Origin of the sequence: Deinococcus aetherius, from assembly GCF_025997855.1 — a bacterium.
Classification (GTDB): Bacteria; Deinococcota; Deinococci; order Deinococcales; family Deinococcaceae; genus Deinococcus; species Deinococcus aetherius.
In genome coordinates, this window is sequence record NZ_AP026560.1 from 796839 (window position 1) to 822500 (window position 25662).

25 protein-coding genes and 1 riboswitch are annotated in these 25662 nt (G+C 71.5%); of the genes, 10 read left to right on the plus strand and 15 right to left on the minus strand.

Going from position 1 to position 25662, the window contains the following annotated elements; all coding sequences use genetic code 11:
* Positions 1-42: 42 nt before the first annotated feature.
* Entirely contained in the window at positions 43-2436 is a 2394-nt protein-coding gene (locus DAETH_RS04165) for a xanthine dehydrogenase family protein molybdopterin-binding subunit (protein WP_264776665.1), read from the plus strand.
* A gap of 119 nt (positions 2437-2555) precedes the next feature.
* Positions 2556-3347 carry an FAD binding domain-containing protein gene (locus DAETH_RS04170; RefSeq protein ID WP_264776666.1) on the plus strand — a complete coding sequence of 264 codons (792 nt, stop codon included), beginning with the start codon at positions 2556-2558 and terminating at the stop codon, positions 3345-3347.
* 96 nt (positions 3348-3443) lie between these two features.
* On the opposite strand, the gene DAETH_RS04175 is transcribed toward DAETH_RS04170, so the two are convergent.
* A complete protein-coding gene (locus DAETH_RS04175; RefSeq protein WP_264776667.1) occupies positions 3444-3923 on the minus strand; it encodes an FKBP-type peptidyl-prolyl cis-trans isomerase in 480 nt (159 codons plus the stop codon).
* Between the two features lie 147 nt (positions 3924-4070).
* Here DAETH_RS04175 and DAETH_RS04180 point away from each other — a divergent pair, with 147 nt between their 5' ends.
* Positions 4071-5267 carry a molybdopterin molybdotransferase MoeA gene (locus DAETH_RS04180; RefSeq protein ID WP_264776668.1) on the plus strand — a complete coding sequence of 399 codons (1197 nt, stop codon included), beginning with the start codon at positions 4071-4073 and terminating at the stop codon, positions 5265-5267.
* A 28-nt stretch (positions 5268-5295) separates the two neighbouring features.
* On the opposite strand, the gene DAETH_RS04185 is transcribed toward DAETH_RS04180, so the two are convergent.
* The 4 genes from DAETH_RS04185 to DAETH_RS04200 form a co-directional block, all read right to left on the minus strand.
* Positions 5296-6330, minus strand: a complete 1035-nt coding sequence (locus tag DAETH_RS04185) for an NAD(P)/FAD-dependent oxidoreductase (RefSeq protein ID WP_264776669.1) — start codon at positions 6328-6330, stop codon at positions 5296-5298.
* A gap of 40 nt (positions 6331-6370) precedes the next feature.
* A complete protein-coding gene (locus DAETH_RS04190; protein WP_264776670.1) occupies positions 6371-6799 on the minus strand; it encodes a CoA-binding protein in 429 nt (142 codons plus the stop codon).
* Complete coding sequence (gene hemL / locus DAETH_RS04195) at positions 6796-8139, minus strand: glutamate-1-semialdehyde 2,1-aminomutase (protein ID WP_264776671.1); 1344 nt, start codon at positions 8137-8139, stop codon at positions 6796-6798. Before hemL ends, DAETH_RS04190 begins: the two co-directional genes overlap by 4 nt.
* Before the next feature lie 191 nt (positions 8140-8330).
* Positions 8331-9026: a hypothetical protein gene (locus DAETH_RS04200; RefSeq protein ID WP_264776672.1), complete on the minus strand. Its 696-nt coding sequence runs from the start codon at positions 9024-9026 to the stop codon at positions 8331-8333.
* A gap of 221 nt (positions 9027-9247) precedes the next feature.
* Here DAETH_RS04200 and DAETH_RS04205 point away from each other — a divergent pair, with 221 nt between their 5' ends.
* Positions 9248-10642 carry an alpha/beta hydrolase gene (locus DAETH_RS04205; RefSeq protein ID WP_264776673.1) on the plus strand — a complete coding sequence of 465 codons (1395 nt, stop codon included), beginning with the start codon at positions 9248-9250 and terminating at the stop codon, positions 10640-10642.
* 54 nt (positions 10643-10696) lie between these two features.
* On the opposite strand, the gene DAETH_RS04210 is transcribed toward DAETH_RS04205, so the two are convergent.
* The 4 genes from DAETH_RS04210 to DAETH_RS04225 all read right to left on the minus strand — a co-directional run bounded on the left by DAETH_RS04210 (position 10697) and on the right by DAETH_RS04225 (position 15266).
* A complete protein-coding gene (locus DAETH_RS04210; protein WP_264776674.1) occupies positions 10697-11323 on the minus strand; it encodes a thiamine diphosphokinase in 627 nt (208 codons plus the stop codon).
* The gene (locus DAETH_RS04215) at positions 11320-12315 is read right to left on the minus strand and encodes an ABC transporter ATP-binding protein (RefSeq protein WP_264776675.1); all 996 of its coding nucleotides are present in this window, start codon (positions 12313-12315) and stop codon (positions 11320-11322) included. The genes DAETH_RS04210 and DAETH_RS04215 overlap by 4 nt, the downstream gene beginning before the upstream one ends.
* A complete protein-coding gene (locus tag DAETH_RS04220; RefSeq protein ID WP_264776676.1) occupies positions 12312-13856 on the minus strand; it encodes an ABC transporter permease in 1545 nt (514 codons plus the stop codon). Before DAETH_RS04220 ends, DAETH_RS04215 begins: the two co-directional genes overlap by 4 nt.
* A 378-nt stretch (positions 13857-14234) precedes the next feature.
* Positions 14235-15266: a thiamine ABC transporter substrate-binding protein gene (locus tag DAETH_RS04225; protein ID WP_264776677.1), complete on the minus strand. Its 1032-nt coding sequence runs from the start codon at positions 15264-15266 to the stop codon at positions 14235-14237.
* 55 nt (positions 15267-15321) lie between these two features.
* A riboswitch (TPP riboswitch) is annotated at positions 15322-15420 on the minus strand.
* Between the two features lie 41 nt (positions 15421-15461).
* On the opposite strand from DAETH_RS04225, the gene DAETH_RS04230 reads away from it, so the two are divergent.
* Genes DAETH_RS04230 through DAETH_RS04240 form a run of 3 tightly spaced genes read left to right on the plus strand, consistent with a single transcriptional unit; the run spans position 15462 to position 18030 of the window.
* A complete protein-coding gene (locus DAETH_RS04230; RefSeq protein ID WP_264776678.1) occupies positions 15462-15917 on the plus strand; it encodes an NUDIX domain-containing protein in 456 nt (151 codons plus the stop codon).
* A gap of 50 nt (positions 15918-15967) precedes the next feature.
* Positions 15968-16438, plus strand: coding sequence for a MarR family winged helix-turn-helix transcriptional regulator (locus DAETH_RS04235; RefSeq protein ID WP_264776679.1), 471 nt, complete (start codon positions 15968-15970; stop codon positions 16436-16438).
* Positions 16435-18030 carry an MDR family MFS transporter gene (locus DAETH_RS04240; RefSeq protein WP_264776680.1) on the plus strand — a complete coding sequence of 532 codons (1596 nt, stop codon included), beginning with the start codon at positions 16435-16437 and terminating at the stop codon, positions 18028-18030. The genes DAETH_RS04235 and DAETH_RS04240 overlap by 4 nt, the downstream gene beginning before the upstream one ends.
* 32 nt (positions 18031-18062) lie before the next feature.
* On the opposite strand, the gene DAETH_RS04245 is transcribed toward DAETH_RS04240, so the two are convergent.
* The 3 genes from DAETH_RS04245 to DAETH_RS04255 are packed head-to-tail and all read right to left on the minus strand — an operon-like array spanning position 18063 to position 19779.
* The gene (locus DAETH_RS04245; RefSeq protein ID WP_264776681.1) at positions 18063-18542 is read right to left on the minus strand and encodes a hypothetical protein; all 480 of its coding nucleotides are present in this window, start codon (positions 18540-18542) and stop codon (positions 18063-18065) included.
* A 35-nt stretch (positions 18543-18577) separates the two neighbouring features.
* Complete coding sequence (locus DAETH_RS04250) at positions 18578-19396, minus strand: HAD family hydrolase (RefSeq protein WP_264777390.1); 819 nt, start codon at positions 19394-19396, stop codon at positions 18578-18580.
* Positions 19396-19779: a 4'-phosphopantetheinyl transferase superfamily protein gene (locus DAETH_RS04255; protein WP_264776682.1), complete on the minus strand. Its 384-nt coding sequence runs from the start codon at positions 19777-19779 to the stop codon at positions 19396-19398. Before DAETH_RS04255 ends, DAETH_RS04250 begins: the two co-directional genes overlap by 1 nt.
* An 88-nt stretch (positions 19780-19867) precedes the next feature.
* Here DAETH_RS04255 and DAETH_RS04260 point away from each other — a divergent pair, with 88 nt between their 5' ends.
* Complete coding sequence (locus DAETH_RS04260; RefSeq protein WP_264776683.1) at positions 19868-20584, plus strand: HepT-like ribonuclease domain-containing protein; 717 nt, start codon at positions 19868-19870, stop codon at positions 20582-20584.
* Positions 20585-20819: 235 nt separating this feature from the next.
* On the plus strand, positions 20820-21014 hold the full coding sequence (locus DAETH_RS04265) for a hypothetical protein (protein ID WP_264776684.1): 195 nt from the start codon (positions 20820-20822) through the stop codon (positions 21012-21014).
* A 54-nt stretch (positions 21015-21068) separates the two neighbouring features.
* Here DAETH_RS04265 and DAETH_RS04270 read toward each other — a convergent pair whose 3' ends face one another.
* Positions 21069-22052, minus strand: a complete 984-nt coding sequence (locus tag DAETH_RS04270; RefSeq protein WP_264776685.1) for an aldo/keto reductase — start codon at positions 22050-22052, stop codon at positions 21069-21071.
* Positions 22049-22480: a RidA family protein gene (locus DAETH_RS04275; RefSeq protein WP_264776686.1), complete on the minus strand. Its 432-nt coding sequence runs from the start codon at positions 22478-22480 to the stop codon at positions 22049-22051. Before DAETH_RS04275 ends, DAETH_RS04270 begins: the two co-directional genes overlap by 4 nt.
* Before the next feature lie 145 nt (positions 22481-22625).
* On the opposite strand from DAETH_RS04275, the gene DAETH_RS04280 reads away from it, so the two are divergent.
* The gene (locus tag DAETH_RS04280) at positions 22626-24809 is read left to right on the plus strand and encodes a DUF937 domain-containing protein (protein ID WP_264776687.1); all 2184 of its coding nucleotides are present in this window, start codon (positions 22626-22628) and stop codon (positions 24807-24809) included.
* Positions 24810-24827: 18 nt separating this feature from the next.
* On the opposite strand, the gene DAETH_RS04285 is transcribed toward DAETH_RS04280, so the two are convergent.
* Entirely contained in the window at positions 24828-25574 is a 747-nt protein-coding gene (locus DAETH_RS04285; protein WP_264776688.1) for a phosphodiester glycosidase family protein, read from the minus strand.
* Positions 25575-25662: the final 88 nt, after the last annotated feature.

Genomic DNA, 25662 nt, shown 5'->3' on the forward strand with positions numbered 1-25662 from the left:
ACTCCTCACCACTGACCACCAACCCGTTCCGGAGGAACATCTATGACCCAGTCCAGGCAGGAAAAGTACATGGGCCAGGCCCTCAAGCGCAAGGAGGACCCGCGCTTCATCACGGGGGCCGGGCATTACACCGACGACTTCGTGGTGCACGGGATGTTGCACGCGGCGATGGTGCGCAGCCCCTACGCGCACGCCCGCATTGGGAACATCGACAAGGGCAGCGTGGAGGGGATGCCGGGTGTGGTCGCCGTCTACACGGGCGACGACGTGAAGGCCGCCGGGCTCGGGAGTATTCCGGTGGGGTGGCTGCTTCCCGAACTGAAGGTGCCGAACCACCACGCCATCGCCCAGGGGGAGGTCAACCACGTCGGCGACATCGTGGCCGTGGTGATCGCCGAGACGCGGGTGCAGGCGGAGGACGCCGCCGCCCTGCTCGACGTGGAGTACGAGGCGCTGCCCGCCGTGTCGCTCGGGAGCGCCGCGCTGGAGGAGGGCGCCGCGCAGGTCCACGACGACGTGCCCGGCAACGTGGCCTTCCGCTGGGAGATCGGGGACGAGGCCGCGCTCAACGAGGCCTTCAACCGGGCCCACAAGACGGTCAAGGTCAAGCTGCGCAACCACCGCCTTGTGCCGAACGCCATCGAGCCGCGCGCCTCGCTGGCCCAGTTCGCGCCCGCGAGCGGCGAGTACACGCTGCACACGACCTCGCAGAACCCGCACATCCACCGCCTGATCCTGGCGGCCTTCGTGATGGGCATCCCCGAGCACAAACTGCGCGTCATCAGCCCGGACGTGGGCGGTGGCTTCGGTTCCAAAATCTTCCAGTACCAGGAAGAGGTCATCGTCCTGATGGCCGCGCAGAAGCTCGGGCGCCCGGTGAAGTGGGCCGCCCGCCGCAGCGAGTCCTTCGTCTCGGACATGCAGGGCCGCGACCACGAGTCGGAGGCCGAACTCGCCGTGGACGAGAACGGCAAGATGCTCGGCCTGCGGGTGAACACGGTCGCCAACCTGGGCGCGTACCTCACCCTCTTCGCGCCCGCCGTGCCGACCTACCTGTACGGCACGCTGCTCAACGGGGTGTACAAGTTCCCGGCCATCCACGCGAAAGTGACGGGTGTGGTGACGAACACCGTCCCTGTGGACGCCTACCGTGGTGCCGGTCGTCCCGAGGCGACCTACCTCATCGAGCGCACCGTGGACGTGATGGCGCACGAACTCGGGATGGACCCCGCCGAGTTCCGCCGCATCAACTTCATCGGGCCCGACGAGTTCCCGTACCAGACGCCGGTCGCGCTCGTGTACGACAGCGGCAACTACGAGCCCGCGCTCGACATGGCGCTGGAGATGATGAACTACCAGGAACTCCGCGCCGAGCAGGAGCGGATGAAGGGCACGAACAAGATTCTGGGTGTGGGCGTGATCTCCTACCTGGAGGCGTGCGGTCTGGCACCGTCGGCGCTCGTCGGGCAACTGGGCGCGCAGGCGGGGCAGTGGGAGAGCAGCCTGGTGCGCGTTCACCCCACCGGCAAGGTCGAGCTGTACACCGGCTCGCACAGCCACGGGCAGGGGCACGAGACGGCCTTCCCGCAGATCGCCGCCGATGAGCTGCAAATCCCCATCGACGACATCGACCTCATCCACGGCGACACGGGCCGGATGCCCTACGGCTGGGGCACCTACGGCAGCCGAAGCGCGGCGGTGGGTGGCAGCGCCCTGAAGATGGCCCTGGGCAAGATCACCGCCAAGGCCAAGAAGATTGCCGCGCACCTCCTCGAAGCCTCCGAGGAGGACGTGGAGCACGAGGGCGGCGTCTTCCGCATCAAGGGGGCGCCGGACAAGAGCAAGACCTTCTTCGACGTGGCGCTGATGGCCCACCTCGCCCACAACCTGCCGGAGGGAATGGAGCCGGGCCTGGAGGCGACCGCCTTCTACGATCCCAAGAACTTCGTGTACCCCTTCGGCACCCACGTCGCGGTCGTGGAGATCGACACGGACACCGGCAAGGTGGACCTGCGCGGCTACGGCTGCGTGGACGACTGCGGCCCCCTCATCAACCCCCTGATCGCGGAGGGGCAGGTCCACGGCGGCATCGCGCAGGGCGCCGGGCAGGCCCTCTGGGAGGACGCCGCCTACGACGAGGACGGCAACTTCCTGGCCGGGACCTTCATGGAGTACGCCGTGCCGCGCGCCGACGACCTCCCCAACTTCAAGATCGACCACACCGTCACGCCCAGCCCCCACAACCCCCTGGGCGTGAAGGGCATCGGCGAGGCGGGCACGATTGCCAGCACCGCCGCCGTGGCGAACGCGGTGATGGACGCCCTGTGGCACGAGTGCGGGATCAAGCACCTGGACATGCCCTACACCAGCGAGAAGGTGTGGCGGGCGATTCAGGCGGCGCGCTCGGCGGGGATGGGGCAGGCGGCGGACGACTGAGAAGCAGTGAGTGGGAAGTGGTGAGTGGTTAGTGGAAAAAGCGCGGCAGAGGCCAATGCCTTTGCCAAGGCTCCCACTCACCACTGACTACCGACCACTGACCGGTCCCGGAGGGAAACATGTACCCAACCAACTTCGACTACCAGAAAGCCCACAGCGTCGATGAGGCGCTTGCCGCGATGGCCGCCAACCCCGACCTCAAGGTGATCGCGGGGGGGCACTCGCTGCTGCCCGCCATGAAGCTGCGGCTCGCCCAGCCGCCCGCGCTGCTCGACGTGTTCGGCATCGAGGAGCTGCGGGGCATCCGCGAGGAGGGCGAGATGTACGTGGTCGGCGCGATGACCACCCACGCGCAGATTCAGCGTTCCGGGCTTCCCCTCTTCCCCGAGGTGGCGAGCTACGTCGGGGACCCGATGGTCCGCAACCGGGGCACCATCGGCGGTTCCCTGGCGCACGCCGACCCCAGCGCGGACTACCCGGCGGCGGCCCTGGCCCTGGGGGTGGAGTTCGTCATCCGGGGAATGGACGGCGAGCGCGTGGTCCCCGCCGACGAGATGTTCGTGGGGATGTTCGAGAGTTCGGTGCAGCTCGGCGAACTGCTGACCCATATCCGCATCCCCAGGAATGTCCAGGCCAGCGCCTACGAGAAGTTCAAGCACCCGGCGAGCCACTACGCCATCGTTGGCGTCGCCATCGCCCGTGACGCGGACGGCCAGATTCGAGCCGCCTACACCGGGGCGGGGGAGAAGGCCCAACGTCTGACTGTTCTAGAGGAGCGTCTGAACGGCGGGCAGCCCGTCGGAACGGGTCTCGTGGACTCGTCCGGTCTCCTCGGCGACCGCTTCGCCAGCCCCGAGTACCGGGCGCATCTGGTGGACGTGCTGGCGGCGCGGGCGGCGGCGCGGATTTAACTTCCCCAAACCACAAAGAGGTAAGGTGGGCCGCCCCAACCAGGATGGCCCACCTTCCTCTTTTCCCGCTCACTCCTCACTCCTAACCACTGCCGCTCACTCGTGCTCGTGCATCCCCGCCGCGTGCGCGTGGCCGTGCTCCAGTTCCTCACCCGTGGCGTCGCGGACGCTCTTGACGGTCACGTCGAAGTTCAGCACCATCCCGGCGAGGGGGGGGTTGAAGTCCACCTTCACCGTGTCGCCGTCCACGTCCACGACCGTGAAGGGGAGGACGCTGCCGTCCTCGGCCTGGGCGTAGTAGGTGGCGCCCACCTCCACCTCGTCGTCGAAGTCGGCGCGGTCGAGGTCTTCCACGTTGTCCTCGTCGCGCTCGCCGTAGCCGTCTTCCGGCTGGACGGTGACGTGCAGGCTGTCTCCGGCCTTCTTGCCCTCCAGAGCACGCTCCAGCCCCGGGATGATGTTGCTGTGGCCGTGCAGATAGGTCAGGGGCTCGCCAGCCTCGCTCTGATCGACGACCTCGCCGTCCACCTTGAGCACGTAATCGAGTTCGACAACCTTGTCTTGCGTGATGTTCATGATGATCTCCGTTTCCTGAAAAGGCGGCGGGGGGGCCGACTTGCCCCGGAGTGTAACCCCGCCGCCTTCCCCGGAGAATCGGCCTTAACGGAATCGAAATATTGAGGTGGGGGTGGGTATCTCCCGCCATGACCCTATCCTGCCCCCATGACCTCCCGCCGCCCCGACTTCCCCATGTTCGTCAGCGTGTCCGAGGCGCGGAAGATGCTCGCCGCCCTCCTCCCCGACCCCGGGCAGGAGGAGGTGCCGCTCGCCGGGGCACGGGGACGAGCCCTCGCCGCGCCGCTCGCCGCCCTCGTCAGCCATCCAACCGCGACGGAGAGTGCCCTGGACGGCATCGCTGCCCAGGAGGAAGACACGCTGAGCGCCGCCCCAGCCTCGCCCGTTCGCCTGCGGGTGGTGGGGGAGAGCCGCGCCGGGGCACCTTTTGAGGGAACGGTTGGCCCCGGCGAGTGCGTCCGCATCTACACGGGCGCTCCTCTCCCACAGGGCGCCGACGCAATCTGCCCCGTCGAGCAACTCACAGACGACGGCGAAGAGCACGTCCTCCTCGCCCGACCCGCCAGCCCCGGCGACGTGCGGCCCGAGGGCGGGGACTTCCGGGTGGGCGAGACGGTGCTGGAGGCGGGCGTCCCCCTCACCCCCCCACGGGTGGCCCTCGCCGCCGCCCTGGGGCACGCCCGTGTACCCGTCCGCCGCCGCCTGCGGGTCGCGCTCCTCTCCACCGGGGACGAGGTGGTCGAGCCCGGCGGGCCCCTGTCGCCCGGGCAGGTGTACGACAGTAACCGCTACGGCCTGCACGCGATGCTGGAGGAGTGCGGCTGCGAGGTCGTGCCGCTCGGTCACGCGCCCGACAGTCCCCAGGCCCTTCAGGAGGTCGTTGGGCGCGCGGGCGGGGCGGACGTGCTGCTCACGAGCGGTGGGGTCAGCATGGGGCGGTACGACTTCATGCGCGACCTGCTCATCGAACACGGGCGGGTCGCTTTCTGGAAGGTGCGGATGCGCCCGGGCGGCCCCGCCCTCCTGGGGGGCTGGAACGGTCTCCCGGTCTTCGGGCTGCCGGGCAATCCGGTGAGCAGCCTGGTCGTGTTCCACGTCATCGTGCGGCCCGCACTCACCGGGCAGCCGGTGCAGACCCTCCGGCTGCGGGCGGGCACCCCTTTCCGCACCCTCCCCGACAAGACGGCGTTCTGGCGCGCGACCATCCGAGACGGCCAGGTCTACGACTACCCCAAGCAGGGGAGCGGCGTGTTGCGGTCGCTGAGCGACACGGGTGCCCTCGTCGTCGTGCCGGAGGGGGTGCGGGTGGAGGCGGGGGACGATGTGGACGTGGTGCTGCTGTAAGGAGGGTAAGGAGTCGGAGCGCCGTCCCTCAGTCCTGATCCTGTTCCCCGAGCACCCGCCGTGCCAGCGCCCACCCGCTGAGGAGCGCGGCCTCCACCCTGGGGCCGTTGGGATCGGGGGTGTGCCAGTCCCCGCACCAGCCGAGGCCCAGTGACGGGTCCCAGTGCGCGGGGCCGGGGGCACGCTCGGTGGGCGTGGCGTACCGCCAGCGGTGGGCGAAGGCATGGACGGGCGTGAAGCCCCCCAGCACCTCGTGGGCTGCCTCTAGGAGTTCGGGCAGCACGTCCTCCGGGCGGCGTTCGAGATGGGCCCGGGTCCAGTCCGGCGTGGCGTGCAGCATCAGGGCGGGGGGGTGTCCGGGCTCGCGCTTGGTGTGCTCGCGGGCGACCCATTCGAGGACGGGGTGGCCGTACAGCCGCAGGGCGACCCACTCGGCGTCCACGTCCCGCTCCAGCACAACGCCCGCCGCCCAGTAGGGGTCGTAACGGACGCGCCCCACCTCCCCCGCCGCCTCGGCGAGGACTGAAACCCCGTCCACGAGATCGTCCAGGAGCGGCGCCACCTGTGGGCCGGGAAGGTTGAGGACGAGGCGCGGCGCCTCCCAACTTGCGCCGTCGCGGGTGTGGACCCGCCAGCCGTCCGCCAGACGCTCCAGGCTGGAGACCTCGGCATGGGTCGTGATGGGGAGGCCCCGGGCGAGGTGCCTCCCCATCGCGCTCATCCCGGCGGGCGGCACGTAGCGGTGATATTCGGGGGGCGGGGTGGTGACGCTGCCCTCGCGCCACTCGCTGACCGAGCGGGTCCACACCCGCAGCCACCCGTCCCGCACGCCGCCCTCCGCCAGCGCCCGGGTGCGGTCGTGCCGGGCGGTGAAGAAACGCGCCCCGTGGTCGAGCCGGGCCTCGCGCCCGTCGTCCAGCACGACCCGCCGCGTGGAGGCCCGCCCGCTCACCCCACGCGACTTGTCGAGGACCTGAACGCTCATCCCCGCCCGCGCCACGTCCCCCGCGAGCGCCAATCCCGCGAGCCCCGCCCCGACGACCAGAAGGTCGGGGCTGCTCATCCCGCCCGGCCGACGGCTGAAAGCTGACCGCTGACGGCTCTCACAACAGCGCCCGGTGGTCCGCCAACATGCAGCGGTCCTGAATCACGTCGATGCCGCGCCCGGTGAGGGCCTGCGCCGTGCGGTCGTCGCGGATGCCCTGCTGCATCCACACCACGCGGGGCGGGGGAGTCATGTTCAGGATATCGGGGAGGTGTTCGTGCACCTTGTCGCTGCGGCGGAAGATTTCGACCACGTCCACGGGGGTGCTGATCTCGGCGAGGGTGGACACCGCCCGGTGCCCGAAGAAGCTCTCGCCGCGCGCCGCCAGGGCCGGGTTCACGGGGATGATCGTGTAGCCCTGGCGGTACAGGTACTCGGGGACGTAGTAGGCGGGCTTCATGGGGTCGCGGTGGAAGCCCACCACGGCGATCACCTTGTTCTCGGTGAGGATGCGAATCACGTCCGGGATGCTCTGAAGCTGCGTCATACCCTCTCCCCCAGCCCCGCGTAGGCCGCGCGTGCCGCCTCCATCGTGATCTCCAACTCCGCGTCCGTGTGTGCCGCCCCGACAAAGATGCTCTCGAACTGGGAGGGCGCCCAGTACACCCCCCGCCCGAGCATCGCCTGGAACCAGCGGGCGAAGGCCGCCGTGTCGCTGCGCGCCGCGTCCGCGTACGTCCGCACCGAGCCGTCTTGCGCGTCCTGGTGGAAGGCCGTCAGCATCGAGCCGATCTGGTTCACGCTGACCGGCACGCCCGCCTCCCGCGCCGCCGACTTCAGGCCCTCGGCGAGCCGCGAGGTGTACGCCTCCAGCCGCCCGTAGATGCCGGGGTCCGCCTCCAGCACCGCCAGCGTGGCGAGACCCGCCGCCATCGCCAGCGGGTTCCCGCTGAGGGTGCCCGCCTGGTAGACGGGGCCCTGCGGCGAGACCCGGTCCATCACGTCCGCGCGCCCGCCGTAGGCGCCCACCGGCAGCCCGCCGCCGATCACCTTGCCCCAGCAGGTCAGGTCCGGCGAGAGGCCGAGCAGCCCGGTCGCCCCGTTCAGCGACAGGCGGAACCCCGTCATCACCTCGTCCGCGATCAAGAGGACCCCGGCGTCCCGGACGCGGTGCAGGGCGGCCAGGAACTCCGGCGTCGGGATCAGCACACCCGCGTTGCCCACCACGGGCTCGAAGATCACCGCCGCGATCTCGTGCCCGCGTTCCCGCATCAGGGTGTCCAACGCCGCCGGGTCGTTGTACTCGCTCACCAGGGTCAGGCGGGCGTACTCCTCGGGCACACCCGCGCTGCTGGGGGCCGACTGACCGAGCCCGCCCTCGGCGTTCGTCATCAGGCCGCTGCCCGCCTCCACGAGCAGGCCGTCGGCGTGGCCGTGGTAGTTGCCCCGGAACTTGACGATGTACTTCCGCCCGGTAAAGCCCCGTGCCAGCCGCAGGGCGCTCATCGTCGCCTCGGTGCCGCTGTTCACGAAGCGGACGCGCTCGGCCCCGGTGATGCGGGTGACCGCCTCCGCCAGCAGCACCTCGCGCTCGCCGGGGGCACCGAAGCTGGTGCCGCCCGCGAGGGCCTCCAGGATTGCCCCGCGCACCGCCGGGTGGTCGTGGCCCAGGATCATCGGGCCCCACGAGCCGATGTAGTCCACATACCGGTTGCCGTCCACGTCGGTCAGGTACGCCCCGTGCGCCTCGCGGATGAAGCGCGGCGAGCCGCCCACGCTGCGAAAGGCGCGTACCGGGCTGTTCACGCCGCCCGGCGTCACCGCCCGCGCCCGCGCGAAGAGGGCCTCGCTGCGGGCCGTCTGGGAAGGAAGGGTCTCGGCTGTCATGCGGATCACCTTACGGCAAGCTGACGGAGGCGGGGGGAAGAGAAAAGACAGTTGGAAGGGCGGTGGGACGCGGTGATTCGTTAATGGTCCGGCACGTTTCCCTCCTGTGAAACGGCGTCCCGGCACCAACGAAAAGGACGGGCACCCCCGGCCCGCCCTCCTAAAGCTGATCGCTGACGGCTGACCGCTTCCTACAACCCCAGCAACCCCAGCGCCGCCGTCTGCGTGAGCCCCTGGCGGTAGGGCTCGACGAGCTGGCGCTCCTGCGGGGTGGCAGTCTGCACCGCCGTGTTGAGGTCGGGAAGGCGCCCCGCCTGGATGGCCTCGGCGGCGCGGGCGAAGTCGACGTTGGGGAGACCCAGGGCGCGGTTGACCGTGCTTCGGATGGTCGCGTACCGTTCGGCACTCAGCCCCTCGCGGGCCAGGGCGGTCGCCTGGGCCTGCCGGGCGCGGCCGATGCTGGTGCCCGCGTCACGCAGGACGCCGACGATGGTGAGGATGTTCGGCGTCTGCCCGTTCTGGATATCGGTCCACACGTTCTGGAGGTTGGTGAAGCTGCCGCCCAGGGCCGCGCTCACGTCCTGGCGCACCCGCGCGAACCGCCCCACGTCCGCCTGCGTGACGGGGCTGCCGACGTTCCCGCCCGGCGCGGGAGTCGTGCCCGGGCCAGTGTCACCGCCCGGCAGGCTGGGCACCTGAACGCCCGTTCCGCCCCCCTGCGGCGTCTGGGTCTGCGTCTGCACCGTGGTGGGCGTCTGCCACGAGGCGAGGAATCCCCGCACGGGCTGGATCACGAGAAACCACGCCAGCGCCCCCAGCACGGCGAGCACGATCAGCGTGCCGCCCCCGCAGCCCAAGCACCCGCATCCCGGTCCACGTCGTCTCATGCCCCACGATACGGGGCCCGGATGAGCCCGGTTCCCGGACCTGCCGGGGACGCGCCTGCCACGGCTTCGGTTGACAGGAGCCGGGCGGGCGCTCTTAAATACGGGCGCTCATCCCTTTCTCAGTCTGTGGCGTGCCCTGCGGCGCGGTTTCGCGGCGTCTCGCCACTGCCCTTGGTCCACCCGGCCCGGTGGACGTCGTGTCCTCACCCCCTGGAGGTCTTATGCCCGTTCATCCCACTCCCCCGGTTCACGCTGCCCGCTGGCTCGCCGTCCTCGCCTGCGGGCTCGCGCTCGCCGCCTGCGGGCAGGTCGCCGCGCCCGCCGAGACCCGTCCCCAGGACGAGCGCACCTTCACGCCCGTCGAGCCGACCACGGCCCCCGTCGCGGGCGCGACCCTTTACAAGGGGCAGTACCCGGGTATCCAGGGACCGGCGGAGTACATGATCGAGGTGCCCGACAACTGGAACGGCACCCTGGTGATGTACACGCACGGTTACCGGGGCATGGGCCAGGAGCTGACGGTCGATCCCCCCTCCATCCGGGCGTACCTCCTCTCGCAGGGGTACGCCTGGGCGGCGAGCAGCTACTCGGCGAACTACTACGACGTGCAGGCCGGGGTCGAGGACACGAACGCGCTGGCGCTGGCCTTCGGGAGCCTCACGGGCGGCAAGTACAAGACGCCGAGCAAGTACCTGATCATGGGCTTCTCGATGGGTGGGCACGTCGCCGGGGCCGCCGTCGAGAAGGAGACGCTCGCCACCGCGCGGAACAAGGTGAATTACGCCGCCGCGCTGCCCATGTGCGGCGTGATGGACGAGGAGTACGAGTTCCAGTGGCTCGGGGACTACACCCTCGTCGCCGCGCAGCTCGCGGGCTTCGGGCCCCGGACCTTCCCGCAAAACGATTACCAGACGCTGCTGCCCGACATCAAGGCGGCGCTCTTCGACAACACCTCGGGGACGCTCTGGCAGGAAAACGCGGTGCAGGGCGCCAAGCTCCGCGAGATCAGCCGCAACCTCACGGGGGGCGAGCGGCCGGTGTTCAACCTGGGCTTCCGGGTGGGCAGCCTGCAAACTGCCGTCTTCGGCACGGGGGGCTCGAACGGCACGGTCAACGGCATCCTCAACAAGAACCTCTACGGCAACGAGGGCGTGACCTACCGCTGGACGACGGGCGACCTCACCCCCGCCGAGGCCGCCTTCAACGCCTCCATCCTGCGGGTGAAGGCCGACCCGGGCGCCAACCCCGCCCGCGCGAACGGCCTGCGCTGGCTGCCGCGCGTGAACGGCGAATTCAGCGTGCCCGTGCTCACCCTGCACACCCTGGGGGACTTCTACGTGCCCTTCGCCCACCAGCAGAAGTACCGCCGCGCGGCGCAGGCGAACGGCAACGACGACCGCCTCGTGCAGCGGGCCATCCGCGCCGCCGGACACTGCGAGTTCACGGGCCCGGAGCTCGTCGAGGCCTTCAACGACCTCGTGAAGTGGGAGCAGACCGGCCAGAAGCCCGCCGGGGACGACGTGCTGACCCCCGCCGTGGTCGCCGACCCCAACTACGGCTGCCGGTACACGCGCGGCGTCCGTGCCGGAGTCGCCGCCTGCCCCGCCACGCCCTGAACCACGGGCACGGGGCATGAGGACGGAGGGGCGAGCAGTTCGGGCCCCTCCGCCTCACGTGTCCCCGGACCACAGCACCGTGACGAGGGCCCTCCCTCCCTCCAGGCTGGCGCTCACCTTGCCGCCCGCCGCCACGTTGCTGACCGTCCACCCGCTGCCGAGGGGCACGTCGGCGCTCCGCAGCGGCCAGCGCACGCCGCCGAGGGTCAGGCCGCGCAGGTCGCTCAGGGCGAGCACACTGAGGGTGGTGTCGCGCGGGAGGTCCAGACGCACCACTGCGCCGGGGATGAGGGGGTGGCCGCTCTCGTCGCCGCTGTGAAGCGTCACGCGCAGGCCCTCTCCCGCGAGCCGGACGCCGCCCAGCACGAGAGCCGCCGTGTGGTCGAAGCGTCCGCCGAAGGCCCCCAGGAACACGAGGTCGGTCGCCCCCCGTTCCCGGGCCAGCCGCACGGCGAGTTCGGCGTCTGTCTCGTCCTTGGCGGCCGGGTGGACCTCGCGCGGGGCGTCCACGCTCAGCCCGTCCGAGGAGTCGAAGTCGCCCACCCAGGCATCCACCCTCACGCCCAGGGCGAAGGCGTGTCGCGCGCCGCCGTCAGCCGCGACCACGAGGTCGGGGCGGGGGAGGGCAGTGAGGGCGTCCGTGGGGACGAGGCGCCCTCCCACCAGAATCCAGGCGATCACGCCGGGACCTCCCGGTCGTCGGGGAGGGTGAGCACCCGCGCCTCCTCCACCCGCAGCCGCAGACGGTCTCCCTCCAGCCCGGCCGCCTCCCGCGCGCTGAGGTGCAGGGTGAGCGGCCCGAGGGGGTGCAGGGCGGTGACCTCGGTGCCCGTGTCCGTCGCCTGCCGCGCCGTGACGGGGAGGAGGTCGCCTTCTCCGAGCCGCACGGCCTCCTCGGAGACGAGTCGGGCGGTGCCGTTCCCGCACGGGAGGATATTCGCGTGCCCCAGGAAGGCGGCCACCCAGGCGCTTGCCGGGTGGGCGAAGACCTCGGGCACCTCGCCCACCTGCACGAGTCTGCCCGAGCGCATGACCGCCACCCGGTCCGCTACCGCCAGCGCCTCCCGCTGGTCGTGGGTGACGAGGAGGACGCCCGCCTTCACCCGCTGGAACAGTTCCCGCAGATCGCTCCTCAGCCGGGCCCGAAGCTGCTCGTCGAGGTTGGAGAGCGGCTCGTCCAGGAGCAGCAGGGGTGAGCCCGTCGCCACCGCCCGCGCCAGAGCCACCCGCTGCGCCTGCCCGCCCGAGAGTTCGTGTGGCCGCCGCCCGGCGAGGTCTTCCAGCCCGACGAGGGCGAGGGCCTCCCGCGCCCGCCCTTCGGCCTCCGCCCGGCTCGCCCCGCGCATCCGGGGACCGTAGGCGACGTTGCCGAGGACCCGCAGGTGCGGAAAGAGCGCGTAGTCCTGAAAGACCAGCCCGACGTGCCGCGCCTCCGGGGGCAGGGCCGTCACGTCCCGCCCGCCGACCTCCACCCGTCCCTCGTCCGGGCGCTCCAGCCCCGCCACGCAACGCAGCACCGTACTCTTGCCGCAGCCGCTGGGGCCCAGCAGGGCGACCGTCTCGCCCACGCCGACGGTGAGAGAAACGTCATTTACAGCACGCAGCAACCCGTAGTGCTTGAAGAGGTGCTCGGCTCGCAGTGCCGGGAAGGACACGCCCACATTCTGCGTCACACGACTTCCCCCTCCCCCCCGTCGAGGAGGGTGAAGCTCAGCGCCGCGAGGAGGAGCAGCACGGTGGCGAGGGCGCACGCCTCCCCCAGGTTGCGCTCGCCGGGGCGGCCCAACCGCTCGTAGAGCCCGGTGCTCAGGGTCGCCCACTCGGGCCGGGTGAGCACCAGCGTCGCGCCGAACTCGCCGAGAACGGTGGCGAGGGCGAGCGCGGCCCCACCCCGCAGCGCCGGAAGGGCGAGGGGCAGGGTGACCGTCCGGTGCGTCGCCCACCTCCCCGCGCCGAGCGTGCGGGCGGCCTCCAGGGTGCGCGGCGGCAGGGCGCGCAGGGCGGGCAGCACGCTGCGGGTGACGAGGGGAAAGCCGAGCAGGGTGTATGCCGCGATGAGCATGGGCAGGGTCGCCGAGAGGGCCGGGTAGGCCAGCAGGTATCCCACCGCCAGGCTGACGGGCGACACCATCAGCGGCAGCAGCGAGAGGAGGTCGAGCGTGCGGGAGTGAGCCTGCCACGCGCCGAGGGCGTGCAGCCCGCCCAACACCGTCGCCCCGAGCAACGCCAGCGCCCCGAAACGCAGCGTGTTCCCGAAGAGAAGCGGCGTGTCCGGGTCTTGCAGAACGCCGAGCCAGTAGCCCGGCGTCGGGCCGGTCGGGCTGATCACGCCCCGCGCCGCGACCGCCACGAGCGGCCCGAAACACAGGAGGACCACCAGCGTCACGAGCGTCCACAGCCCCACGGCCGCTCGTCCCCGGGCCGGGGGCAGACCCCCCGTGGGCACGCCCACCCCCCCGCGCGACAGGCGCACGTAGGCCCACGTCGCCGCCAGCGTCAGCGTGAGTTGCCCGGCGATGAGGGCGCTGGCTTCCGACAATCGGAGCTGGTAGGCCGTCAGGGTGTAAATTTCGACCTCCAGCGTCGCGTACCGCTCCCCGCCGAGCGCCAGCGGCAGCCCGAAGCTCAGCGCCGAGTACAGGAACACCAGGATGAATCCGGCGCTCAAACCCGGCAGCGCGAGGGGCAGCGCCACCGTCAGCGCCGCCCGCAGCCCCGAGGCCCCCAGCGTCCGCGCCGCGCCCGTCAGTGTCGGCGGGACGCGCGAGAAGCCCCCGTAGGCGAGGCGGATCATCACCGGCAGGTTGAAAAAGAGGTTTCCCAGGATCAGGAGTGTGGGCGTCCCCTCCAGGTCCAGGCCGAGCGGCGCCGTCAGCCATCCGTTCGGGCCGAGGAGGGCGCTCAGGCCGAGGACCGCCACTAGGGTCGGTGTCACGAAGGGCAGCAGGAGCAGGCGCAGGAGGGGACCCTTGCCCGGCACGGCGTACCGGGACAGGAGGTAGGCGAGGGGGGCGCCGACCGCGAGGGCGATCAGGGCGGAGACGGTGGCCTGCCCGAGGGTCCAGGCGAGGCGCGCGGTGAAGTAGGGGTCGCGCCAGATGCCGAGGTTGACGCCGCCCTCGGCGAGGGTGCGGCCGAGGGGCAGAGCGAGGAAAAGGAGGAGGAACAGGAGGGGGGGGAGGGCGAGGAGCCAGCCGAGGGGGCGGGTAGTCATACGGAATTCCTGGGGCGGGGCGACTTGCCACGGCTTACCTCCACCCCCCAGCCCCCTCCCCCAGGGGGGGCAGGGAGAGCTTTCCGCTGCGCTCGGCAAGGGAATACGGGCGGCGCGGGTGGTCGGGTCCTTCCGAACGCAAGGTTTGATCTTGTCGGGTCCCATCTGCGGGCCCACCGTCTCGCTGCGCGAGCCGACGTGGTCGTGGGCCTGGGCCGTCCATTCACTGCTTCTGGAGGGGCGTCCGGGTTCACGTTTTGAGAAGCGCAGAAGCCCCGGCTTCTTTTGCTCCTCCCCCTTGAGGGGGGAGGCTGGGAGGGGGTGACCGAAGCGTCCCCCAGCGCCCCTCCACGCCCAACCCCTCCTGCCCCTCCCCCCTCACCGCGCCCGCAGCACGTTCGTCACCCAGGCGTCCACCAGTCGTTGAGGATTGGCCGTCACGCTCGCCTTGACGGCGCCTTCGTCCGGTTGCGTGGCGAACTTGAAGACCGAGTCGAGCTTGACGCCCGTCACGGCGGGGTAGACCCACATTCGGGTGGGAATGTCGGCCTGCACGGGGTTCGAGAGCATGAAGTCCACGAACTTGCGCGCTAGAGCGGGTTGCTTCGCGCCCTTGAGCACGCCCACACCCTCCAGTTGCAGGAAAGTGCTGCCCGGCAGGAAGAGGTTCGCGGTGGGGGACCGGGCGGGGAGCTTCCCCGGGTCGTAGCCGCCAGTGTAGTAGACCTCGGCGGCGGGGCTGCTCGCGTAGCTCAGGACGATAGGGTACTTGCCGCCGTTCTTGCTGAAGTCCTTTTCATAGGCGTCGGACCAACCGCGCGTGACCTTGAGGCCGTTGGCGCGTGCCTCCCGCCACCACGCCCACGCGCCCGCCTCGCCGTAGTGGTTCACGGTGGCGAGCAGGAAGGCGAGGCCGGGGCTGCTCGTCGCCGGGGAGGGGAGGACGGTCAGGCGAGCGTACTCGGGCTTCTTCAGGTCGTCGAGCGTCCTGGGCAGGGGCAGGCCCGTCCTGGCGAAGGCGGCCCGGTCGTAGTTCAGGGCCACGTAACCGTAGTCCACCGTGTTCAGGAGTGCCGCGTCGTCCAAGCGGTAGGCGGCGGGCACCCGGGCGAGTGCCGGGGAGCGGTAGGCCTCCAGGATTCCGGCCTGACGTGCGCGGGGCAGCAGCGTGTTGTCCAGCCCGTACACCACGTCGGCGACGGGGGCGCGGCGGGTCAGGATCAGGCGGTTCAGGAGTTCCCCGGCGTCCCCGCCCTTCACGAAGCGCACCCGGGCGTTGTTCGCCTCCTCGAAGGCCGCGACGAGTTTCTTATCCACGCTGAAGGAGTCGTGAGTGATCACGGTCAGGGTGGTCTGGGCGGTGGCCTGGGCGCCCAGGGCGAGCGCCGTGAGAAGCAGCAGTCTTCGCATAAAAATTCCCCCTCGCGTCACGAAGGGGCAGGGGCACACGGACCCTGCTAGAAGTTGGGCCCGCGCATCACGCTCCCTCCGCCGGCATGACCCGGATCAGGTTCCTGGGGTATGTCTCAGCCCTACTCCATGCAGGGCACCCCCGGTGACGCACCCGCAGCATAGCGCACTGCGCCGGAGCGTCTAGGCTGGGCCATGACCTTTCATCTGGTGGTGTGGGCCGTCCTCCTCGACCCGGCGGGCCGCGTCCTCCTGGGTCGCCGCGCGGGCGTCGCCTACGGAGAGGGACTGTGGGGCCTGCCCGGCGGCCATGTGGAGAGGGGCGAGGGCCTGGCCGAAGCGGCGGCGCGCGAGGCGCGGGAGGAGGTCGGCGTGGGCGTCTCCCCGGCCTCCTTCCGACCCCTGGGGGTGAGCCGGTACGACCTCGGCGGCGTGGCGGGCGCCGACTTCCTGTTCGCGGCCCGGGAGTGGGAGGGTGTGCCTCACCCCGTCCTCCAGACCTCCGAGGTCGCCTGGTTCGCGCCGGACGCCCTCCCGCCCGACACCTTGCCGTGGCTGCCCGGCGTCCTGGCGGCCCACCTTCTCCGGGGGACATGGCTGTCCGAGCAGATGGACGGGGTGGAGGGACTTCGCGTGTTCCCCGGGGCGTAACGGGGGAGGGGTTGCCCCAAGTCCTTCCATTTGAAATAATTTCGTTTGGAATGATCGATGCTTCTTCCTCCCAATCTGAGCTGTACGACCTCGTGCGGCTGACCCTGCGGCTCTCGCGGCGCTTCCTGTCCGCGCTCGACGAGCCGCTCGAAGCAGCCCTCGGGCTGAATACCAAGGAACTGCTCGTGCTGGCCGCGATCATGGACGGGGCGGACACACCGGGCAGCGTCGCCGGGCGCCAGCGTCTCCCCGCGCCCACCGTCACGCGCATCGTCACGAAACTCGTCGGGCAGGGGCTGGTGGAGCGGGTCACGGACCCCGGCGACCTGCGGCGGCAACGGCTCCGGCTGACCTCTCTGGGCGAGGCGACCCGCAGCCGCACCCGCGCCACCGCGCAGGACATCGTGGACGCACACTTCGGGGCCCTACCCGCTGAACACGTCGGCGCCGCCCTGGCCGCACTCAGGGCGCTGGAGGCTGACCTGAAGCCCGCCCCGACCACGAAGGAGACCCTGGCATGAACGCTCTGACCCTCTCTGCCCGCGACAAGACGCTCGCCTTCGTGGGCATCCTGACCGTGCTCTTCCTGAGCAGCCTCAACCTCACCGTGGTGGGGAGCGCCATGCCGCGCGTGATCAGCGACTTGGGCGGCTTTCACCTGTACGCCTGGGCCTTTACCGCCTACTCCCTCGCCACCACGATCACCATTCCCATCGTCGGCACGGTGAGCGACCGCTACGGGCGGCGTCCGCTGCTGCTGCTGGGCATCGCCGTCTTCACCCTCGGGAGCGTTTTGCTCGGCCTCGCGCAGGACATGGGCCAGCTCATCGCCCTGCGTGCCCTCCAGGGGATCGGCGGCGGCACCCTGATGGCGATGAGCTTCACGGCCATTGCGGACCTCTTTACCCCCGCCGAGCGCGGTCGTTACCAGGGCTACACGGGTGCCGTCTGGGGCGTGAGCAGCGTGGTGGGGCCGCTCGTGGGCGGCTTCCTGACCGACCACCTGGGCTGGCGGAGCGTGTTCTTCGTGAACCTGCCCTTCGCGGTGCTCGCGGCGTTTTTCATCGCGCGTTTCTTCCGGCTGCCCGCCCCGGGGGTCAAGGGGCACTTCGACGCTCTGGGCGCCCTCCTGCTCGGCGGGGCGGTGATCACCCTCACGCTCGCGCTCTCGTGGGGTGGGGGCACGTACGCCTGGGACAGCCCCCGCATCCTGGGCCTGCTCGCGGCGACCCTCGTCCTCGGCCTGTGGTACGGCTGGCACAGCCGCGCGCAGGAGCGGCCCATCCTCGACCTGCGGCTGCTGCGCGACCCGGCGATCTCCCTCGCCTCGCTGGCGGGCTTTCTGACGAGCGCGGGGATGTACGCGGCGATCCTGTACCTGCCGCTGTACATGCAGGGCGTAAAGGCCTCCTCCGCGAGTGGCAGCGGCCTGGCGCTCGCGCCCCTGATGTTCGGGATGATCGTGACGAGCACCCTCAGCGGGCAGGCGGTGAGCCGTACTGGGCGGTATAAGGTGCTCATCCTCTCGGGCGCACTCGTCGCCACCGTCGCCCTGTTCCTGAGTTCGACCCTGGGGACGACCACCCCGCTGTGGATTGCCGTCGGGCTGATGGTCCTTCTTGGCATCGGGCTCGGGCCGGTCAATAGCCAGCTCACCCTCGCGGTGCAGAACGCCGCGCCCAAGGGGCAACTCGGGAGCGCCACGGGCGGCAACCAGTTCTTCCGGCAGATCGGCGGCACCCTGAGCGTCAGCCTCTTCGGCGCGCTCGTGAACGCCCAGCTCGCGCAGAACCTCGCGGCCCGGTTGCCCGCGCAGGCCCAGGCGCTCCCCGCGCCCCTTCAGGAGGCCATCGCCAACCCCAACCTCCTCACCAGCCCGGAGGCGGCGGGTCAGCTTCAGGGAGCTCTGGCCCGGCTCGGCGCCTCCGATCTCTTCGGCCCCATCCTGGCGGCGCTGCGGGGTGGCATGACGACCGCCATCGACCACGTGTTCCTGATCGCGGGCGTGCTCGTCGGCCTCGCCTTCCTCGTCACGCTCGCGCTGCCCGAACGGCCCCTCGCCGGCAAGGCGCCCGCCCCACGCCGCGAGGGCACGGCACCCGCTACGGACTGAACTTCAGTCGAGAAAGAAGGGACGCCTCCGACTCAGGGGGCGTCTTTCACGTTCCCTGGGGAGAACGCGATGCGCCCCGGCACCTGCTCGCCCTGGGCGGCGATGCCAAATAAGCCCACCCGGCCCACCGCGTCGAAGCCGAAGACGAGGGCCCACACCGTCCGGGGGTCGTGCTCGAAGGTGGCGCTGCGGACGTAGTAGGTGACGCCCGCGTCCGTGAAGGTCCGCTCGGCCATAAGTTGACGCTCCGCCCCGTACGTTCTCGCGCCCGCCTCGCGGAAGGCCTGGAAAGCCTCCAGGCTGCCCCACTGCGCCTTGGTCTCGGTCGTGAAGGCCCCCCAGAGTCGTTCGAGCCGCAGGGCGTAGAAGTCGGCGATGAGCGCCCGCCCCCGCGTCAGGGCCTCGCGCTCGGCGGGTGTACTCGGTGCCGGGATCGGGACCGTCGCGGTCCGGGCGAGAACGGGGGGAGGCGCCCAGACCAGCAGCGCGGCCAGCAGCAACCAGGGCTTCATGCCCAAGCGTAGGCGCCCCGCGCGTCTCCCGGGTGTCACCCCGCCGACGATTGGCCCGTTAACCGTTCGATCATGGCCGCCACCCCGTCCTCCGCGTTGGAGAGGGTCACCTCGTCGGCGGCCTCCAGCGCCTCCGGGTGGGCGTTCGCCACCGCCACGCCGCACCCGGTCCAGGCGAGCATCTCGGCGTCGTTGGGCGCGTCTCCGAAGGCCAGCACCTCCTCCCGCTCCACTCCCAGCCGCCCGCACAGGAGGGCGAGGCCCCACGCCTTGCTGACCCCCTCGGCGAGGACTTCCAGGAAGGGCGCGCCCGAGTGGGTGACCGCGAAGCCGCCGAGGTTCAGGGCGCGCACCTCGGCCAGCAGTTCGCGCGGGGTGAGGGTCGCGTGCCGCACGATGAACTTCAGGCTGGGGGCGGCGAGCACGTCGTCTAGGGAATGAAGACCCATCTCGAAAGGCTCGCGTTTGTGGTCGTTGAACTGGGCAATGGCGGCGTACCCCTCCTGCGCCACGTACACCTCGCCCCGCTCCCGCACGCTCAGGAAGAGGACGCCCGGCACCCGCGCCGCCAGGACCTCCGCGAGTGCCCGCTGCGCCGCAACGGTCACGTGAGCCTCGAACAGCGTCTCGCCCGTCCCCAGATGAACACCGTGCGCGCCGTTGCCGCACAGGGCGTAGTCGGTGAAGCCCGCCGCCTCCGCGACTCGCCTGACCCCGCGCGGCTGCCGGGCGGTGACGGGAGCGACGTGAATTCCCGCCGCCCGCGTCGCATCGAGGGCCGCCCGCGTCCGCGCACTCACGCTCAGGTCGGGGCGCAGCAGGGTGCCGTCGAGGTCGGTGGCGATCAGTTTGATCACCGCGCCTCCAGCACCACGACCGCCGAGGCGTGTTCCTTGGTGTGGGTCAGGGTCAGGTGGGCGACCCAGCCGCGCGCCGCGAGTTCCTGGGCGATCTCGGGGCAGAAGCCCAGCACGGGTGGGGCGAAGGGGAAGGGGCCGTCCGGCGTACGCTCGCGCTCGACCCATACGTCCCGCCAGCCGTGGGGGCGCGGCCACACCTTCTGAAAGGCCTCCTTGGCCGCGAAGCGCGCCGCGAAACTCGGGGCGGGGTCGGCGAGCCGGGCGCAGTAGGCGAGTTCGGCGGGGGCGAAGAGCTTCAGCGCCCGGTCCCCCTCCCGGCGAAGCAGGCCCCGGATGCGCTCGATCTCGATCAGGTCGTGTCCAATGGCGACGATCATCCGGGAAGCATCCTGACACGGCGGGGGTGGACCGTGGGGTGCGCATCCTCCCCACGGCCGGGGCCCGCTGCCCCTATCCTGTCCCCCGATGCCCCCTTCCCCCGCGCCCCTCTTTCCCGACCTCCGCCTGCCCACCGTCGCCGGGGTTCTGCGTGAGGGTGAGGCCCGGTGGCGCGCGGCGGGCGTGACGCGGGTGCGGGTCTTCGGCTCGGTGGCGCGGGGAGAGGCGGGGGTGGCGTCCGACATCGACCTCCTCGTGGACTTCGGCCCAGGCCGGGCGGTGGGCCTGCTCGACCTGATGCGCGCCAAGGAGGTGTTCGAGGACCTCCTGCGTCGCCGGGTGGACGTGATGACGGAAGGCGCCCTCAAGCCGCCCCTGCGCGGCGAGATCCTGGAAGACGCCGTGGACGTGCTCGACTCCGGCCTGCCGCCCCTTCCCTCCCACCGTCCGAAGCGTTGGCGCTGGCGGGTGTTCGACCTGCTGGACGCTGTGGACCGCGTCACCGCCTACACGCGCGGGCATACCCCGACCACCTTCCTCGCCGACGAGCGCACCCGGGACGCCGTGCTGCGGAATCTCGCGCGGCTGGGCGAGACGACGAAATTCATCCCCCAGGCCGTGCAGGACACCCACCCCGAGGTGCCGTGGGTCCTGCTCCGTGACGTGCGGAACCTCGTCGCCCACGACTACTTCGGCATCGACCCCGCCCTCGTGTGGCACACGGCCAGGGTGGACCTCCCGGCGCTGCGCCCCGCCCTGCAAGCCCTCGCCGACGGGGAGGACGTGGGGAGGCGAGGGTTCTAGGAGGACCGCCCCCCCGAAAGCCCGCTGGGAGTGAGAATCCCCGGCTGCCCTTTCGGGCCTGTCGTCGTTCTGCCCTACCGAGGGGCCGGGCCATGAGCCATCCCGTCTCCCTGGAGGTGGGCACGAGGTCTCGTCTAGGTCTCTCTCCCCCCCGTCAGGCTTTGGAAAGACGGCGCGTGAATACTTCAGGAAGGTTAAAGAAGCTCCTCATTTTTGAGGCGCGTCGGGAGGGCGTATGGATGAATCGAAGAAAGGCCTCAAGCTCGCCGCATTCGACCCGAACGACATGGAGCGCGGGGAGGACGGCGAGCTGTACCACCTGCCGACCCTACGCGCCCTCCACGCGGCGGGCCGCCTCTCCCATGAGAGCGCCGGTTACCTGATCCTGATGCAGCGGGCCGCCCTGCACAGCACCCGCTTGATCGCCTGAGCATCGCGCCCCTCCCGTCCGCCCTCCGCCCACCTGGTCACGCAGGCGGGTCGTTCACGTCCACGGCAGCGCCGACCGCTCCCGCCAGTACACCCCCGGCGCCTGGGCGAGGCCGCGCAGGGTGTCCAGGTGTTCGGGCGTGAGGTGGAGCGTCCCCGCGCGCAGGTTGCTGTGGAGCTGTCCCGTTGTGGTCGCCCCGCTAAGCACCACGTCCGCCCAGGGCTGTGCGAGGACGGCGGCGAGGGCCACCGCGTCCGGTGTGGCGCCCACGTCGGCGCAGATCCCGGCGAGGGCGGGCGGGGGATAGCTTCGCGAGGTCAGGCGCCCGTTCGCCACCCCCTCCTTGACGACCACGCCCCAGCCTGCCGCGTGGGCCTCTCCAAGCGCGCCCTCGGCGGAGGGTTCGAGCAGGTTCCAGGTCGCCTGCACCACGCTCAGGGGGTTCACGCCGTCCACCTGGACTTCCAGGGCCCGCCACAGCGTGTCGGCCTGCGCGGGGCCGCTCGTGCTCAGGCCCACCCGCACGCCCTCCCCCGCGAGTGCCGCCAGCCGCGCCAACACCCGCCCGTCTTCCAGCACGCCCGTCTCCAGCGTCGCCGAGTGGATGAGGTACACGTCGGGTCGGCGGCCCAGCGCGGCCAGGGTCTCGGGCCACTGCCGCTTCAGGGTGGCGGGGGAATGGTCCTTGACCTCGTGCTGTTCGGCGTCCGTGTGCCAGCCCGCCGTGTAGGTGTAGCCCCACTTGCTGCCCACGGCGGCCCCGTGCCCCCGCTCTCGCAGCCAGCCGCCCAGAAAATCCTCGGCCTCACCGTAGCTGCGCGCCGCGTCGAGGTACCGCACGCCCGCCCCCCACGCCGCGTCGAGGACCTCCCAGGCCCGTCGCCGCATGGCGTCCACGTCCTTGTCCGTCCCCACGTCGTCCCCATGTCCCAGGTTGATGTACCCGGGCCGCCCGAGCGCGGCAAGACCGAGCCCCAGGCGGGTGACCGCAGGCGGTGCGGCCCCGAGGAGGTGGGTGGGAGGAGAAACGGCGCTCACGTCCCCTCCGGCACGATGGCCTCGGCCTCGATCTCCACCAGATGCCGGGGGTCGATCAGAGCCGCGACCTGCACCATGCTCGCGGCGGGGCGGATGGAGGCGAAGACCTCCCCGTGCGCCCGCCCGACCGCCTCCCACTGCCCGATGTCGGTCACGTACATCCGGGTGCGGACGACGTGTTCCAGCCCCGCCCCCGCCGCCTCCAGCGCCCGCGCGACGATCTCCAGCGCCACCCGTGTCTGCCCGTAGGCGTCCCCGACGGCCACGACCTCGCCGTTCACGGTGGCGGTCGTGCCCGCGACGTGAATCACGTTGCCCACCCGCACGGCGCGCGAGTAGCCGACCACTCCCTCCCAGGGCGAGGAGCCGCCGATGTTGCGCCGGGTGGGGGAGGTCGGGTGGGGCTGAACGTCGTGGTCCGGGGCCATGCCCCTCATCCTGCCGCCTGACCACCTCTGGAGGGTGAAGTGGACCCCGGGAAGTGGCTGGCGTTGCCTGGAGTTGTGGACACGGCTTGGCCCCGGGACGCGTAGGGTGGAGGGTAACGGGCCGAAGGACTGCTCAGGAGGTGGAATGAACGGTTCAGAGGAGTGGCACACGGATTTCAGTCCTGCGGAGGCCGGGCGGCTGGGGCGGGAGGCCGGGCTGGGGCCCGCCGAGGCCGAGCGCGTCCTGCGGGAAGGGTTACCCCTGCTGCGCGCCGCGCTCGCCGACCACGCCCGCACGCCCGAGGGCGAGCGCCGGATCGCGGAAGCCGTCCAGAACCTCCCCCGCTTCACGAGTGTCGAGGCGGCGCTGGGCGGTCCCGGAGGAGCGGCGGCCCTCCTGCGCGCCGGGCAACTCCTCGGCCCCGCCCTGCTCGGCCCCCGGGCGGAGGCCATAGCGCGGCGGGTGACGGGCACGGCGAACCCGGCGGCCGTGGGGCACCTCCTGCACCTGGCGCTCCCCCTCGTGCTGAGCCTCCCTGGTGCGCGCGGCATGTTGGCCGGGCAGCCGGTGGAGGGGACGGCCACCGACCACGTCACTCCCTCCGCCGACGGCGCTCGACTGGTGGTGTCCGCCGTGCCGGGTGCGCCCTACCTGTCGGACCCGGCTCCCGGCCCCCAGGGGCCCGCACGGGGAGGGCTCTCCGCCCAGGATCTGATCGGGGGGCTGCGGGCGGAGTTGGGGGGGGACACCGCCGCCCGCCTCGGCACGCTGGCGGGGTTCGGCGGGGCCTCGGCAGCGCGGGCCACCCTGGCCGCGCTGCCCGTCGTCCTGGGCGCCATCGCCCGCAAGGGCCGCAGCGAGGCGGCGGCGGGCGTGCTGCTCGCTCGCGGCAGCGACTTCGAGCGGCTCATGGACGCGGGCGGCGCCCTCAACCCCCACCTGCTCGACGACCCCGCCCGGGTCGCCCAGATCGAGGGGCAGGGGCGGGGGCTGCTCGGCCCCCTGCTCGGCAACCCCGACGGGGTGAGGGCCCGGCTCGGCGCGGCCCTCGGCGGCCCGGGGGAGAGCGCCGGGAGGCTGCTCGCCCTGCTCACCCCCCTCGTGCTGGGTCTGCTCGTTCGCCGTGCCCGGGCGGGGGGCCTCGACGCGCGGCGCCTGAGCGCCCTGCTCGGGGGGCTGGGGCCCCACCTCCCCGCCCTCCTCCCGGCGGACCTGTCCGGGCTCGGGTCCCTGCTCAATCCGGACACGGGGGAAGCCTCCGTCTCCCCGGAAACCACCGCTGCCCCGCCCCGCCCGGCGGCCCCCTCCCCGGCTCCCGCACGGCGTCGGCGCCGGGGGGGCCCCTGGTGGCTGATCCCGGTGCTGCTCCTGCTGTTGGGCGGGGGTTACTTCCTGTGGTCGCGCCCGGCGCCGACCCCCGCCCTCGGGGCGGCCGGGGCCGTCGGCGAGGGGATCACGGTGAGCAGCCCCGCCCCTGGGGCCGACCTTCCCCTCGGGGACCTCACCCTGCGCGGCACGGGCCGCCCGGGCGACACCCTGACGGTCGAGGACGGCGGGTTGGAGGTCGCCTCCACCCGGGTCGGCGCTGACAGCACCTGGCAGGTCACGCTTCCCGAGCCCACTCTGGGCGAGCACGCCTACACCGTTCGCGGCAGCGGCGATACCACCAGCGGGGAACTGAGGGTCAACGTGACTGCCGGGGTCAGCTCCGAGACCACCGCCGACCCCGGGGAGAGCCCGGAAGCACCTCTCGCCACCGGTCCCACCGCCCCGCCGAGCGAGGCCTTCGCCATCGCCGAACCCGCCCTGGGCGCGCAACTGCCCGCAGGCAGCTTCACCCTGCGCGGCAGCGGCACGCCCGGAGACAGCCTCCAGATCCTCGAAGACGACACCAGCCTCGGCAGCGTGACGGTGGGCGGCGACGGGGCCTGGAGCCTGAACGTTCCCAGCCCCAGCCCGGGCCCTCACACCTACGCCGTGTACGCGCAGGACGCCACCGAACTCGGCCGGGTGGACGTGACGGTGGACGACTTCGGCGCGCTCCCGGCCGCCGGGGGCTGTGACCGCGAGTACACCCTGAGCATCACCGACGGGCAGACCGTCCGCGAGCCCTTTCGGTTCGGCGGTGCCGGCCAGGGCGAGGGCTACCGCGTGACCGTCCTGCGCGCGGGCCGCGTCGTGGGCAACCAGGACATCCTCCTCGACCCGTCCTGCGGCTGGAGCTATCAGAGTAGACCCGGCGCGGGCACCGTCACCTACGAGGTCCGCCCCATCGGTGCCCCCGGCGCTGAGCCCCTCAGTGTGGTCAACCTCACCGTGCGGCCGTGACGGGCCTTGGGCGGACGCTCAGCGGCTCACAGTCCAGATGCCCGCGAAGTCCGTGAACTGGGTATCGGTGCCCGGCGTCGCGTAGGCGCTGATGCTGCCGTCCAGGTACAGCGCGTCCGGACAGCCCAGCGTGTCGCGGAACACCAGCGCGAAGGTATGGAAGTTCACCGGCCCTGCGCTCACCACGAAGCGCACCCGACCATCCCGGCAAACGCCTACCCCGCTGCGGACTTTGAAACTGGTGCCGCTCCGGTTGAAAGCGGGGTGCAGACGGCCCCCCTGCACGAGCAACGGCCCCGACTGTGTGGCGTAGGTCGGCGAGATGCCCAGGCGACGGTAGGCCCCGGTCTCCGTCACACCCGCCCGCTCGCCCTTCACCCAGAAGACACCGTTCGGCAGCAGCGCGAAGTTCCCGCCTGAGCGCGCGTTGTTGAGGCCGACCAGCGTTCGCCCGTCCTCGACGTGCAGCCCCAGCGGGCGAAGACCCGGGGCATAGATGCCGCTGTTTGTGGCGAAGAGTATCCGCTTCCCCTCCCGGCCCAGCTGCTCACGCACCCGCTCGAAGCTGCCGTAGGTTCCGCCCGTCGCCGGATTCTTCCAGTGCAGCCGCAGAGTGTCCCGCCGGAGATCGACCACCGCCACCGTGTAAAGCCTCCCTCCGGCCGTTACCCGTTCGACCGCCAGCCCCTGTGCTCCTGAACAAGCCGTCAGCGGCAGGGAGAGGAGCACACCGACTAGCAGGCGGAGAGGGAGGAGCGGTGGCATTTCCCGCCGATGATGCCCGCGCCCAATGAGGTCCAGGTGATCGGCGTCCGCTCCCAGCGATCCTCGGCGGCCCTCCTGGAACATCAGG